General features: G+C 70.7%; 10 protein-coding genes. 5 read left to right on the forward strand and 5 right to left on the reverse strand.

Annotation, left to right across the window (positions count from 1 at the left end; all coding sequences use genetic code 11):
• Positions 1-78 precede the first annotated feature (78 nt).
• Together VFN12_RS03935 and VFN12_RS03940 are read left to right on the forward strand one after the other, a co-directional pair.
• Complete coding sequence (locus VFN12_RS03935; RefSeq protein ID WP_325117285.1) at positions 79-843, forward strand: sulfite exporter TauE/SafE family protein; 765 nt, start codon at positions 79-81, stop codon at positions 841-843.
• 155 nt (positions 844-998) lie between these two features.
• On the forward strand, positions 999-2,915 hold the full coding sequence (locus VFN12_RS03940) for a PhoX family phosphatase (RefSeq protein WP_325117286.1): 1,917 nt from the start codon (positions 999-1,001) through the stop codon (positions 2,913-2,915).
• Here the strand turns inward: VFN12_RS03940 and VFN12_RS03945 are convergent.
• The 3 genes from VFN12_RS03945 to VFN12_RS03955 are packed head-to-tail and all read right to left on the reverse strand — an operon-like array spanning position 2,881 to position 10,147.
• Complete coding sequence (locus tag VFN12_RS03945; RefSeq protein ID WP_325117287.1) at positions 2,881-3,819, reverse strand: SDR family NAD(P)-dependent oxidoreductase; 939 nt, start codon at positions 3,817-3,819, stop codon at positions 2,881-2,883. The genes VFN12_RS03940 and VFN12_RS03945 overlap by 35 nt on opposite strands.
• Positions 3,816-5,228, reverse strand: coding sequence for an amidase (locus VFN12_RS03950; RefSeq protein ID WP_325117288.1), 1,413 nt, complete (start codon positions 5,226-5,228; stop codon positions 3,816-3,818). Before VFN12_RS03950 ends, VFN12_RS03945 begins: the two co-directional genes overlap by 4 nt.
• Before the next feature lie 41 nt (positions 5,229-5,269).
• Positions 5,270-10,147: an NAD-glutamate dehydrogenase gene (locus VFN12_RS03955; RefSeq protein ID WP_325117289.1), complete on the reverse strand. Its 4,878-nt coding sequence runs from the start codon at positions 10,145-10,147 to the stop codon at positions 5,270-5,272.
• Positions 10,148-10,240: 93 nt separating this feature from the next.
• Between VFN12_RS03955 and VFN12_RS03960 the strand changes: the two genes are divergently transcribed.
• Genes VFN12_RS03960 through VFN12_RS03970 form a run of 3 tightly spaced genes read left to right on the forward strand, consistent with a single transcriptional unit; the run spans position 10,241 to position 11,858 of the window.
• The gene (locus VFN12_RS03960) at positions 10,241-10,726 is read left to right on the forward strand and encodes a DUF2505 domain-containing protein (protein ID WP_325117290.1); all 486 of its coding nucleotides are present in this window, start codon (positions 10,241-10,243) and stop codon (positions 10,724-10,726) included.
• On the forward strand, positions 10,723-11,205 hold the full coding sequence (locus VFN12_RS03965) for a DUF2505 domain-containing protein (RefSeq protein ID WP_325117291.1): 483 nt from the start codon (positions 10,723-10,725) through the stop codon (positions 11,203-11,205). The genes VFN12_RS03960 and VFN12_RS03965 overlap by 4 nt, the downstream gene beginning before the upstream one ends.
• Positions 11,202-11,858 carry a maleylpyruvate isomerase N-terminal domain-containing protein gene (locus tag VFN12_RS03970; RefSeq protein ID WP_325117292.1) on the forward strand — a complete coding sequence of 219 codons (657 nt, stop codon included), beginning with the start codon at positions 11,202-11,204 and terminating at the stop codon, positions 11,856-11,858. Before VFN12_RS03965 ends, VFN12_RS03970 begins: the two co-directional genes overlap by 4 nt.
• On the opposite strand, the gene VFN12_RS03975 is transcribed toward VFN12_RS03970, so the two are convergent.
• Both VFN12_RS03975 and VFN12_RS03980 read right to left on the reverse strand, forming a co-directional pair.
• Entirely contained in the window at positions 11,851-12,027 is a 177-nt protein-coding gene (locus VFN12_RS03975; protein WP_325117293.1) for a hypothetical protein, read from the reverse strand. The two genes, VFN12_RS03970 and VFN12_RS03975, sit on opposite strands and share 8 nt — an antisense overlap.
• Before the next feature lie 80 nt (positions 12,028-12,107).
• A partial coding sequence (locus tag VFN12_RS03980; protein WP_325117294.1) for an aldehyde dehydrogenase family protein occupies positions 12,108-13,121 on the reverse strand: 1,014 nt, incomplete at its 5' end.

The following is a 13,121-nucleotide window of genomic DNA, read 5'->3' on the forward strand; positions in this document are numbered from 1 at the left end:
TGAGGAACGTGACCGGGATCATGGTCTCCCAACTGGACCAGACAATCGCGAGACCCGTTTCGCGTCAATACTGGCCCGGTGTCCGTCCTCGACCAGCTCGTCGTGCTCGCCACGGGCCTGGGCGCCGGGATCCTGACCACCACGGTCGGGGTGGCCTCCCTGCTCAGCTTCCCGGTCCTGGTCGCGGTCGGCATCCCTCCGGTGGTGGCCAACGCGTCCAACACGGTCGGCCTGGCGCCCGGCGCGGTCAGCGGCTCGTGGGGCTACCGCCACCAGCTGCGGGAGCATCCAGGAGTCACTGGTGCCGTGCTCGTGACCTGCGCCGTCGGCGCGATCGCCGGCGCGTGGTTGCTCCTGTCGCTGCCGCCCGGGGTGTTCGAGGCCGTCGTGCCCTGGCTGATTCTCTTCACCTGCGTGCTGGTGGGGCTGCAGCCGAGGATCTCCGCGTTCCTCCGCGCGCGGCACGGCGACGACGTACCTCCCGACCGCACGCGGATGTCGCCGGTCACGACCGCCTTCGCCACCGCGACCGGGGTGTACGGCGGCTACTTCGGGGCCGGCTCCGGGGTGATGATGATGGCCGTGCTGGGCCTGGGTCTGGACCTGGAGTTCCGCGTCGTCAACGCCCTCAAGACCCTGGCCGTGATGGCCGCCAACGTGGTGGCCGGAGCGATCTTCGTCGTCGTCGCGGAGCTGGACTGGAGGGCGATCGCCCTGCTGGCCGGCGGCTCCATCGTCGGCGGGTACGTCGGGTCCCGGATCGGGCAGCGGCTTCCCGCCCCGGCGCTGCGGGCCGGCATCGTCGTGGCCGGCGTCGTGGCAGCGGTCGCCATGCTCACCTAGGCGCCCTTCGGCTGACGCCGAACCCCGCTGAGGAGCGGCCCCGGCGTCGAGGTTGGGCCCAGAAATGGCCCCTACGGGCCCTTCCATCTGGTCTGGACCGGAGTGATCATGACCCGGAGCCGCCGTCTGGCGGAACCACTCGGGGGAGGGAACCCATGATTGCTCCACACCTTCACATCGACCCGGACGACTTCAGCACCAACCCGTCCGGCGGACCCAGCTTCGACGAGGTGGTGGCCCGCCGGGCCTCGCGCCGCTCGGTCCTGGCCGGCGGGATGGCCGGGGCCGCCGCCTTCCTGACCACCAACGCATTCGCTCGGCCCGCGGCGGCGGGATCCGCCTCAGGCGCGGACGCTGCCCGGCTCCTCGGCTTCGAGCCCATTCCGCTCGGCTTCGCCGACGAGGTCGTCGTCCCCAGGGGTTACACCGCCCGGGCGTTCATCCCGTGGGGGACGCCGGTCACGGGGTCCTACCCCGCGTTCGTGCCGGGGGGCAACACCGCCGCCGAGCAGGAGCAGCAGGCGGGCATGCACCACGACGGCATGCATTTCTTCCCGGCCGGGCGCGGCCCGCGCGGCAGCCGGCGAGGGGTCCTCGCGGTCAACCACGAGTTCACCGAGGAGAACTATCTGCAGACCGGCACCACCACGGTGCCGCCGAAGGAGTCATGGACGCTCGAGATGGTCCGCAAGTCCCAGGCAGCGCACGGCGTGTCCGTCGTCGAGATCGTCGAGGAGTCCCACGGACACTGGTCGGTGGTCCGCTCCGGCCTCAACCGCCGGATCACCGCCAACACGACTATGGCTTTCAGCGGCCCGGCCGCCGGCCATCGACTCCTCCGCACGTCGGCTGACCCCCTCGGCCGGACCCCGCTGGGCACCTTCAACAACTGCTCCCACGGGGTCACCCCCTGGAACACCTACCTGACCTGCGAGGAGAACTTCAACAACTACTTCCGGGTGGACCCGGGCACCTACACCGCCGAGCAGCAGGCACTCACCAGCCGGTACGGCGTCGGTGGGGACCGCAACAACTGGGCCACCCAGGACCGACGGTTCGTCGTCACGCCCGGGGAGCCCAACGAGCCCAACCGGTGCGGCTGGGTGGTCGAGATCGACCCGTTCGACCCCGGCTCCACTCCGGTCAAGCGCACCGCGCTGGGCCGGGTCAAGCACGAGAGCGCCTACGTCAAGGTCACCGAGGACGACCTCGTCGTCGTCTACACCGGTGACGACCAAGTCAACGAGCACGTCTACAAGTACGTCAGCAACGAGAGCTGGCATGCCGCCCGCGCCAGGGGCCGGAGCCCGCTCGATGACGGTGTGCTCTACGTGGCGCGGTTCAACGACGACGGGACCGGAGACTGGCTGCCACTGGTCCACGGCAGGCCCGGCCTGACGGCCGACAACGGCTTCGCCGACCAGGGCGACGTACTCGTCAAGACCCGGCTGGCGGCCAGCGCCGTCGGCGCGACCCGGATGGACCGGCCGGAGTGGGTGGCCTGCGACCCACGCACCGGAGCCGTGTACCTCACCCTGACCAACAACGTCAGCCAAGCCAAGGTGCTGAGCGCGGCGAACCCGCGCAAGCCGAACACCTGGGGCCACATCATCCGGTGGCACGAGGCCGACGGCGACCACACCTCGACGACGTTCGAGTGGGACCTGTTCCTGCTGGCAGGTCAGGGCCGGGGCAGCGGTGACGGATCCACGATCGCCGCCGAGGACGCGTTCGGGTCCCCCGACGGGATCTGGTCCGACGACGACGGGCGGGTCTGGATCCAGACCGACGGATCGCAGCCGCTCGGGGCCAACGACCAGATGCTGGCGGCGAACCCCTACGTGACCGACGCGGAGGGAGCGCCGGAGCTTCGACGGTTCCTCACCGGCCCGGTGGGCTGTGAGGTGACCGGTGTCGTGACCACTCCCGACCAGCGCACGATGTTCGTCAACATCCAGCACCCCGGAGAGGCCGGAGCGCCCAGCCAGTGGCCGCACGAGGACGGCATCACGACCCCGCGGGCCGCGACCCTCGTCATCACCAAGGACGACGGCGGGGTGATCGGGACCTGACCGGCGGGGAGGGTTGGCTGGACCTGGCGGAGGCGCTCCCTCGGGCCGCTGCCGAGTCCGGGCTGCTGCGGTGGAAGCGGCTCATCAGCGCGTCGCTCAGGCGGGGCGCCACGATGTTCAGGAGCTCGCCGGCCCGCCCGACCCGGGTGTCCACCGTCAGCGGGCGGTCCTCGAGCGCCCGTACCACGCGCTCCGCGGCCTGCCCGGGCGTCAGCCCACGCCGGTCCTCGTAGTTGTCGGTGGGCACCACCATCGCGGTGTGCACCAACGCGAAGCGCATGTTGGTGAAGGTGACGTTGTCGGCGTAGGTCTCCCGGCCCGCGATCCGCGACCACGTGTCCAGCGCCGTCTTGGAGGCCAGGTAGGCAGCGAACTTCGGCGCCTTCAGCTGCACACCCCAGGACAGGATGTTGACGACGTGGCCGAAGCCCTGGCGCCGCATCGCGGGCAGCAGCCCCAGCGTGAGCCGCACCGGCCCGAAGTAGTTGACCGCCATCGTCCGCTCGAAGTCGTGGAACCGGTCGTAGGACAGCTCCAGCGACCGCCGGATCGAGCGCCCGGCGTTGTTGACGAGGTAGTCGACGGCGCCGTGCTCGTCGAGCACCTGCTCGACCAGGGCGTCCACGGCGTCGCCGTCGGTCAGGTCGCAGGGGTACGTCGCCGCCCGCCCTCCCGCCGTCTCGATCTCCGCCTGCACCCGCGCGAGCTCGTCGCCCCGCCGCGCGACCAGCAGCACGGTCGCCCCGCGGGCAGCGGCAGCGTGTGCCGTCGCCTCGCCGATCCCCGAGGAGGCGCCGGAGACCAGGACGACCCGGTCGGCCAGCGGGCTTGCGTCGTCGTGGCGCAGGCGCCGGACCAGCCGGCGGGCGCGGGCCCGGGGCGTCTGCAGGAGCAGGCCGGTCACGAGCCCACCGGGGTCGGGAGCGGTGTCCAGGTCGGGAACGGTCGTGCCTCCTCGATCTGGGCTGACAGGCTGAGCAGCGTGACCTCGTCGTCGGTGCGGCCGACCAGCTGGACGGCCGTGGGGAGCCCGTCGGGTGCGATGCCGCACGGGACCGAGGCGGCCGGGTTGCCGGCCACGTTCCACAGCGCCGCGTAGGCGATCGCGGGCATCGCGGCGAGCGAGGACGACACCGTGCCGCGGCCGCCGAGGATGCCGACCGGCGGCGGGCGGTGGGCGATGGCCGGGGTGAGCAGGACGTCGACGTCGTCGAAGACGCGGTTGGCCTTCACCGACACCTGCTCGGTGCGGTCCAGCGCCCACTGGCGGACCCGCGGGGTCACCCAGGAGCCCAGCCGGCAGGTCTCCCGCGTCCGACGCTCCAGCCGCTCGTAGTGCTCGACCAGGTCGGCCTCGCCGCGGATGCCGGCGAAGAACTGCGGCACGAAGGCGGAGGTCGGATCGGGGTAGCGCGGGTCGACCTCGCGGACGTCGTGTCCCAGGTCGGACAGCAGCCGGACGGTGTCGTCGAGGGCCTGCACGTGGAGCGGGTCGGGGCGCACCCCGAGCGTCACCGGCTTGGCGGTCCACCCGATGCGCAGGCGGCCTGGTTCGCGCCCGGCGGCCTCGACGAACGAGCCCGACTCCCCGGCCCGGTAGAGGTCGCCCTCCACGCTGCCGCGGATGACGTCGTAGACGATCGCGCTGTCGAGGACGCTGCGCGAGAGCGGCCCGGCCGTGCCGAGTGCCCACCACAGGTGGGGATGCGGGGCGGTGGTGACCCGGCCCCGCTGCGGCTTCAGCCCGAACAGGCCGCAGCAGGCGCTGGGGATCCGGATCGAACCGCCGCCGTCGCCGCCGATCCCGACCGGCACCATGCCCGTGGCGACGGCGACCGCCGTACCTCCGCTGGAGCCGCCCGGGGTCCGCGTGGGGTCCCAGGGGTTGCGGGTGACGCCGCGCGAGACCGACTCGGTGTAGGGGAACGCGCCGAACTCCGGCATCGTCGTCTTGCCGACAATCACGGCTCCCGCCTCGCGGAGCCGACGCACGATCTCCGCGTCCGCGCGCGCCGGGGTCGAGTTCGCGTCGCCACCGAAGGTGGTGACGTAGCCGGCGACGTCGACCTCCTCCTTGATCGCGACGGGTACGCCGTGCAGCAGCCCGGCCGGCTCTCCCCCGGACAGCTGCTCGTCCCGAGCGAGCGCCTCCCGGCGCGCCTCGTCCGGGCGCACGACGGAGAAGGCGTTGAACGCCGGGTCGAGGGCCCCGATCCGGTCGATCGCAGCCTCGACCACGCCTGCGGCGGTGGCCTGCCCGGTCGTGATGGCGCGAACGGTCCCGGCAACCCCTGTCGGACTCGGCTCAGACATGCCCGGAGCGTAACGACCTGCCCGTTCGGAGACGGACCGGGTCACTCCGACTTCAGCAGGCCACGAACGACGCGCAGCCCGACCGACATGCGGGCGAGGTCGGCGGAGTCGTCGGCACAGATCTCCTCGAGCGTCTGGACCGCGCGGGTGACCACGACCTGGTCGTCGTCCTCCCACGCGGCGACGCGGGCGGGGACCGAGTCCCCCGCGTCGGTCGACAGGAGGACCTGCCCGGTGAGCTGGATGTGCACCGAGGTGAGGTCGTCGCGGACCGCTCCGCGGGCCATCGTCTGCCACCGGTCCTCCCGGGGCAGCGCCAGGATGCGCTGCATCAGGACCGGCAGCCCGAGCCGTTCGCCGAGCGCGAAGTGGAGCCGGGCCACCTCGGCAGGATCGAGCTTCTCGCGGTTGGCGATCTCGACCAGGCCCAGCAACATGTAGGCGGCGTTGAGCACCGCGACCCGGGAGGCGAGGTACTCCGGCACGCCCTTGCTCATCAGCCGGTCGCGACGCTCCTCGAACGCCGTCAGCTCCCGACCGGTCATCAGCTCCGGTAGCTGCACCACCACCATCTGCACGGTCTCGCTGAAGTAGTCGACCGTGGCCTGGCTGTCCAGCGGGGGCCGCCGGTTGTTGACCAGCCACCGCGACGCCCGCTCGACGAGGGTGCGCATCTCGATCCGCATCCGGGTCTGCACGTCGGCGTCGAGCTTGTTGTCGTAGGTCTTCAGCTCGTCGCGCAGCTCGAGGGAGGCGAAGATCTCGCGGGCCACGAAGTTGGCCCGGGTCAGCTCCGCCGCCGACGCACCGGTCTCGCCGGCCAGGCGCGGCCAGAAGGTCATCCCGGCGCCGTTGACCAGGTCGTTGACCACCTGGGTGACGATGATCTCGCGGCGCAGCGGGTGCTTCGCGATCTGCGCCTCGAACCCCTCCTTCATCTTGGTCGGGAAGTAACCCATCAGGTCGATGTGCAGGTAGGGGTCGTCGGGCAGGTCGGAGGCGAGCAGCTCGTCGGCGAGCACGATCTTGGTCCAGGCCAGGAGGACCGCCAGCTCGGGGCTGGTCAGGGCCCCGCCGCGGTCCATGCGCCGGCGTACCTGCCGCGAGGTGGGCAGGCCCTCGACCTCACGGTTCAGTACGCCGTCGCGCTCCAGCCTCTTCATCCAGTCCTCGTGGACGTGGAGCAGGCCGGGCGCGTGGGCTGCGGCGTTGGCCATCGAGAGGTTCTGCTCGTAGTTGTCGCGCAGGACGAGGTGGGCCACCTCGTCGGTCATCTCCGAGAGCAGGTGGTTGCGCTGCTTCTCGGTGAGGTCGCCGTCGGCCACCACCTTGTCGAGGAGGATCTTGATGTTCACCTCGTGGTCGGAGGTGTCGACGCCCGCGGAGTTGTCGATGAAGTCGGTGTTGATCCGACCGCCGCTCCCCTCACACCCGACCTGGGCGTACTCGATCCGGCCGAGCTGGGTGAGGCCGAGGTTGCCGCCCTCGCCGACGCACTGGGCGCGCAGGTCGCTGCCGTCGATGCGGATCTGGTCGTTGGCCTTGTCGCCGGCCTCGGCGTGGGTCTCCGACGAGGCCTTCACGTAGGTGCCGATCCCGCCGTTCCAGAGCAGGTCGACAGGCGCCTGGAGGATCGCCTTCATCAGCTCCGCGGGGGTCATCGTGGTGGTGTCCTCGTCGATGCCGAGGGCAGCACGGATGGACGCATTGAGCTTGATCGACTTCAGGGAGCGGGGGAACACGCCGCCGCCCTCGGAGATCAGGTCGGTGTCGTAGTCCTGCCAGCTCGACCTCGGCATCTCGAACAGCCGACGCCGCTCGGCGTACGACGTCGCCGCGTCGGGGTCCGGGTCGAGGAAGATGTCACGGTGGTCGAAGGCCGCCACCAACCGGGTGTGCTCCGAGCAGAGCATCCCGTTGCCGAACACGTCCCCTGACATGTCGCCGATGCCGACCGCCGTGAAGTCCTCGGCCTGGCAGTCGATGCCGCGCTCGCGGAAGTGGCGCTGCACCGACACCCACGCGCCGCGGGCGGTGATGCCCATGGCCTTGTGGTCGTAGCCCACCGAGCCGCCGCTCGCGAAGGCGTCGCCCAGCCAGAAGCCATAGTCCTTGGCCACGCCGTTGGCGATGTCGGAGAACGTCGCGGTGCCCTTGTCGGCCGCGACCACGAGGTAGGAGTCGCCGCCGTCGTGGCGTACGACGCGCGCCGGTGCGACGTGCTCGCCGTCGACGAGGTTGTCGGTGACGTCGAGGAGGCCGGAGATGAACGTCTTGTAGCAGGAGACCCCCTCCTCCAGCCAGGCGTCGCGGTTGGCGGGGTCGGGCAGCTGCTTGCAGAAGAACCCACCCTTGGCCCCCACCGGCACGATCACGGTGTTCTTGACCATCTGCGCCTTGACCAGGCCGAGGACCTCGGTCCGGAAGTCGTCGCGGCGGTCGGACCAGCGCAGTCCACCGCGGGCCACCGACCCGAAGCGCAGGTGCACGCCCTCGACGCGTGGGGAGTAGACGAAGATCTCGTAGCGGGGCCGGGGCTGCGGCAGGTCTGGGATCGCCGACGGCTCCAGCTTGAAGGAGATGTAGGGGTGCGGCCGGCCGTCTGCGTCCCGCTGGAAGTAGTTGGTGCGCAGCGTGGCCTTGATGTGCGTCAGGTAGGAACGCAGGATCCGGTCGTGGTCGAGGCTCGCCACCTCGTCGAGCGCGTGCGAGATCTTCTCCTCCACCGCCTCGATGCGGGAGGTGCGCGCCTCGGCGTCGGCGGAGAGGTCGTTCTTGCCGGGATCGAACCTGGCGGTGAAGAGCTGGACCAGCAGCCGGGTCAGCTCGACGTTGAGGCGCAGCGCGTTCTCCATGTAGTCCAGGGCGAAGGGGGAGTTGCCCTGCTTCATGTACTTCGCGTAGGCGCGCAGGACGGTGGCCTGCCGCCAGGTGAGGCCGGCGTCGAGCACGAGCCCGTTGAAGCCGTCGATCTCGTTGTAGCCGTCCCAGACGGCCCGCAGGGCGTCCTGGAAGAGCTCGCGCGCCTTCTTCGGCAGCTCCTCGCCGTAGCGGAGGCCGAACTCGTAGATGAACGTCGGTCGACCCAGCCCCTCCAGCTGGTAGGGGCGTTCGTCGATCACCTCGACGCCCATGGAGGAGAGCATCGGCAGGATCTCCGACAGCGACAGCGGTGCGCCGATGCGGAAGACCTTGAGCCGGGCCTCGCCGCGGGCGGCATCCATCTGCTCGTAGAGCGAGAGGTCGATGCCGTCGTCCTCGCCGAAGGCCTCCAGGCGCCCGAGGTCGTAGGCCGCGGTCGCCGGCAGGTAGTCCTCCTTGTAGGCCTCGGGGAACGAGTCGACATACCGCCGGGCGAGCCGCGAGCCGGCGTCCTCGCCGTACTCGAGCAGGGCGGCGGAGAGGAAGTCGTCGCGCCAGGACCGCGAGGCCTCGGTCAGGCGGCGCTCGAGGTCGCCCTGGTCGACGTCGACGATCTGCTTGCCCTCGGGCGGGTGGACCACGAAGTGCACGTTGGCGGTGGTCGACTCCCCCACCTTGGCGCTGAACTCGATGCTCTCGCCGCCGAGCTCCTCCTTGAGGATCGCGCCGAACTTCTCCCGCACCGAGGTGCTGTAGCGGTCGCGCGGCAGGTAGATCAGGACCGACACGTAGCGCCCGTAGGTGTCGCGGCGCAGGAACATCCGGACCTGGCGGCGCTCGCGGGCGTGCATGACCGCCTCGGCCATCGGCGCCAGCTCGTCGACCGGGGTCTGGAACAGCTCGTCCCTCGGATAGGTCTCGAGGGTGTCCATCAGCGCCTTGCCGGCGTGGCTGCGCGGATCGAAGCCGATGCGTCGCAGCACCTCGCTCGCCTTCTCGCGCAGCAACGGGATCCGGGTCAGCGACTCGGTGTAGGCGGCGCTCGAGTAGAGCCCGAGGATGCGGCGCTCACCGACGACCTCCCCGTTGTCGTCGAACTTCTTGACCCCGACGTAGTCGAGGTACGCCGGGCGGTGCACGGTCGCACGGGAGTTGGCCTTGGCGAGCACGAGGAGGGTCTTCTCGCGGGCGCGGGCCTTGACCGGCGCCGGCAGCTTGCCGAACGAGCTCGACATGTCCTGGTCGGAACGCAGGATGCCCAGCCCGGTGCCGGGCACCGCCCGCAGCATCTCGTCGTCGCCGTCCGACTCGAGGCGGTACTCCCGGTAGCCCAGGAACGTGAAGTGGTCCTGGGCGAGCCAGCGCAGCAGCTCCTGTCCCCGCTCGACCTCGGCGCCCGACAGCGGCGGCGGAGACTCGTCGAGCTCGTCCACGATCGAGAGCACCTGGGCCCTCATCTTCTCCCAGTCCTCGACCGACTCGCGGACGTCGCGGAGGACCTTCTGCAGCAGCTCCTCGATCTCGGCGGTGTCGTCGTCGTCGGCCACCCGGCCGATCTCGATGTGCATCCAGGACTCGCGCAGACCCTGGGGAGCCTCCGGGGAGGTGTCGTCGACGAGCCTCACCTCCTGCAGCTCGCCGGTGATGTCGCGGAGGACGTCGAACTGCGGATGGATCACCGCGTGCACCTCGCGCTGCTGGCGGGAGAGCTCCATCGTCAGCGAGTCGACCAGGAAGGGCATGTCGTCGGTGACGACCTCCACGACCGAATGGCCTCCGGCCGACCAGCCGTGCTCGGTGGTGGTGGGGGTGAACACGCGCACCCGCGCCGTACCCTGCGGACGGTTGCCGGCCAGCCGGTAGTGGGAGGCGAGGGCACCGTAGAGGTCGACGTCGGAGCGGTCGGTGACGTCCTCGGGTGCCACGTGCCGGTAGTAGGACCTCAGCAGTGACTCGACCGAGTCGTGGGGTGGCCCGCCGGTGCCCTTCCGGTGACGCGCCACTTCGACCGCCCGGGACAGCAGCTCCGTCTTTTCCCGGTCCAGCGAGGTCGTCACCCTCTGACCCTAGGACTCGGCCGTGACCCGCACAACACGGCCCACGGCGACGGGTCGTAGCCGCCGGTGCACCGCTCCGACATGATGGCCCCCATGAAGTTCCGCCATGAGCTGTCGTACGACGCGAGCCCCGCCGAAGTCTTCGAGATGCTGGCCGATCCTGCGTTCCGGGAGAAGGTCGGCGAGGCCCTCGATGTCGTCTCGGCCGACATCACCCTGGAGCGGGACGGTGACGGCTTCACACTCACCAACGATCAGGTGCAGCGCACCGAGGGACTGCCGTCGTTCGCGAAGAAGATCGCGGGTGACACCACGCGGGTGATCCAGACCGAGGAGTGGCCGGCGGCCACCGGCGGCACCCTGCGGATCGATGCCGTCGGCAAGCCGACCAGCATGGCCGGCACGATCGAGCTGGTGCCGGACGGACAGGGCACCGTCGAGGTGGTCGAGCTCGAGATCAAGGCGAAGGTCCCGCTGATCGGCGGGAAGCTCGAGAACCTGATGGCCGAGCAGGTCCGGGACGGCATGGACACCGAGCGCCAGGTCGGGATGGCCTGGTTGAAGGGCAGCGACTCATGAGCAAGCGCCTGAAGCACGACCTGACCTACGACGCCCCGATGGCCGAGGTCGCCGAGATGCTCGCCGACCCGACCTTCCGCGAGGAGGTGTGCGAGTTCCAGGGCGTGAAGCGGGTGATGGTGTCGATCGACTCCGACGACAACGGCATGCAGGTCACCATCGACCAGGTCCAGGCCGCGGAGGGCATCCCGTCGTTCGCCAGGAAGTTCGTCGGCGACGAGATCAACATCGTGCAGCAGGAGTCGTGGGAGTCGCCGACCGACGGCGACATCACGGTGACGATCCCCGGCAAGCCTGGCGAGATGGCAGGCACCGCGCGGCTCTCCGAGTCCGGCGGGGTGACCACCGAGACGGTCGAGCTGACGGTCAAGGTCAACATCCCGCTGGTCGGCGGCAAGATCGAGGGCCTGATCGCCGACCTGCTGCTCAAGGCCCTCAAGGCCGAGAACAAGGTCGGCCGCGACTACCTCGCCCGGTGACCGCGGACCAGCCCCTCGCTGCTGTCGCCTACGGCGCCCTGGCGGCCGCGGTGGCCGCCGTCGACGACGACGCGGCATGGTTCCCCACGGGGTGCCGGGGCTGGTGCGTGCGAGACCTGGTCCATCACCTGGCGGCGGACGCGAGCCGGGCCCTCGTGGCCGTGCACTCGCCTGCCGCCGCCGCGCCCGACTGTGACTCGGTCGCCTACTGGCGCGGCTGGGGTGTCGACGCCGACCGCGACGAGCTGACGCGGCGGGCGACCCGGATCGAGTCGGGGACCCGGAGCTGGGCGGCGCTGCGTTCGGCCTACCTGGAGACCGCGGCCGCCGCCGGGCGGGCCGTCGCGGGCGCGGACCCGGCCACTGTGGTCTCGACCCAGGGCCACGCGCTGACGGTCGCCGACCTCGGGAGCACCCTGGCGGTCGAGGCGACGTTGCACCACCTCGACCTGATCGCGCATCTGCCGCTCCCGCCACCGTCCCCGGCCGGCCTGCGGGAGGTACGACGGGTCGTCGAGGCGCTGCTCGAGCACTCCTTGCCGGAGTGGAACGACGAGCGCGTCGCGCTGGTCGCCACCGGCCGGGCCGCGCCCACCCCGGACGAGAGCACCGACCTCGGCCCGGCCACCGACAGATTGCCCGTGTTCAGCTGACTGGGTGCTCGCGGGCGGCGGACTCCTCGGCCTTCGCCGCGGCGTCGAGCCGGTCGTGACGGCGTCGTACGACGATCACGGCGCCGAGCAGGACGAAGGGGCCGAACGCCAGCAGCAGCGTCAGCGCGAACTCGAAGGGGTGCAGGGCACCCATGTGCAGTGGGGTCATCGCGGCCCGATCCTCCCATGCGGACAGGGCCTCTGCCCCCGCCCGGTTCGTGCTGGGCGGGGTGGCTACTGGTCCCCGGGTTATCCCATGTAGGGGTAGCGGTAGTCCTTCGGCGGGACGAACGTCTCCTTGATCGACCGCGGCGAGGTCCAGCGCAGCAGGTTCACCGGTGCGCCGGCCTTGTCGTTGGTGCCGGAGGCGCGGGCCCCGCCGAAGGGCTGCTGGCCGACGACGGCTCCGGTCGGCTTGTCGTTGACGTAGAAGTTGCCGGCGGCGAACCGCAGCTGCTCGCTGGCCCAGGCGATCGCGCGCCGGTCCTGGGCGATGATCGCCCCGGTCAGGGCGTACGGCGCGATCGACTCCATCTGCGTCACGACCTTCTCGAAGCGGTCGTCGTCATAGACGTGCACCGACAGGATCGGGCCGAAGTACTCGGTGGAGAACATCTGGTCGGTGGGGTCGGTCCCCTCGATCACCGTCGGCCGCACGAACCAGCCGACCGAGTCGTCGATCTGGCCGCCGACGAGGATGTCGAGGTTCTTGTTGCGCCTGGCCCGGGTGATGGCGGCCTTGTGCTTGGCGAAGGCCCGGTCGTCGATCACGGCGCCCATGAAGTTGGACAGGTTGGTGACGTCGCCCATGGTGATGGCCTCGACCTCGGCGAGGAAGTCGTCCTTCATCTTCTTCCACACCGAACGTGCGACGTAGGCCCGCGACGCGGCCGAGCACTTCTGGCCCTGGAACTCGAAGGCGCCCCGGATCAGCGCGACCCGCAGCACGTCGGGATCGGCGGACGGGTGGGCGACGACGAAGTCCTTGCCACCGGTCTCCCCCACGATCCGCGGGTAGGAGCGGTAGCCGGTGAGGTTCTCGCCGACGGTCCGCCACAGGTGCTGGAAGGTCGGCGTGGAGCCGGTGAAGTGGATGCCCGCGAGGTCGGGGTGGGCCAGGGCCACCTTCGAGACGTCGATCCCGTCGCCGGGCAGCATGTTGATCACGCCCGGCGGCATCCCTGCCTCCTCGAGCAGCTGCATGGTCATCGACGCGGCGAGCTGCTGGGTCGGCGAGGGCTTCCAGATCACCGTGTTGCCCAT

Source organism: Nocardioides sp., from assembly GCF_035703625.1.
GTDB lineage: Bacteria > Actinomycetota > Actinomycetes > Propionibacteriales > Nocardioidaceae > Nocardioides.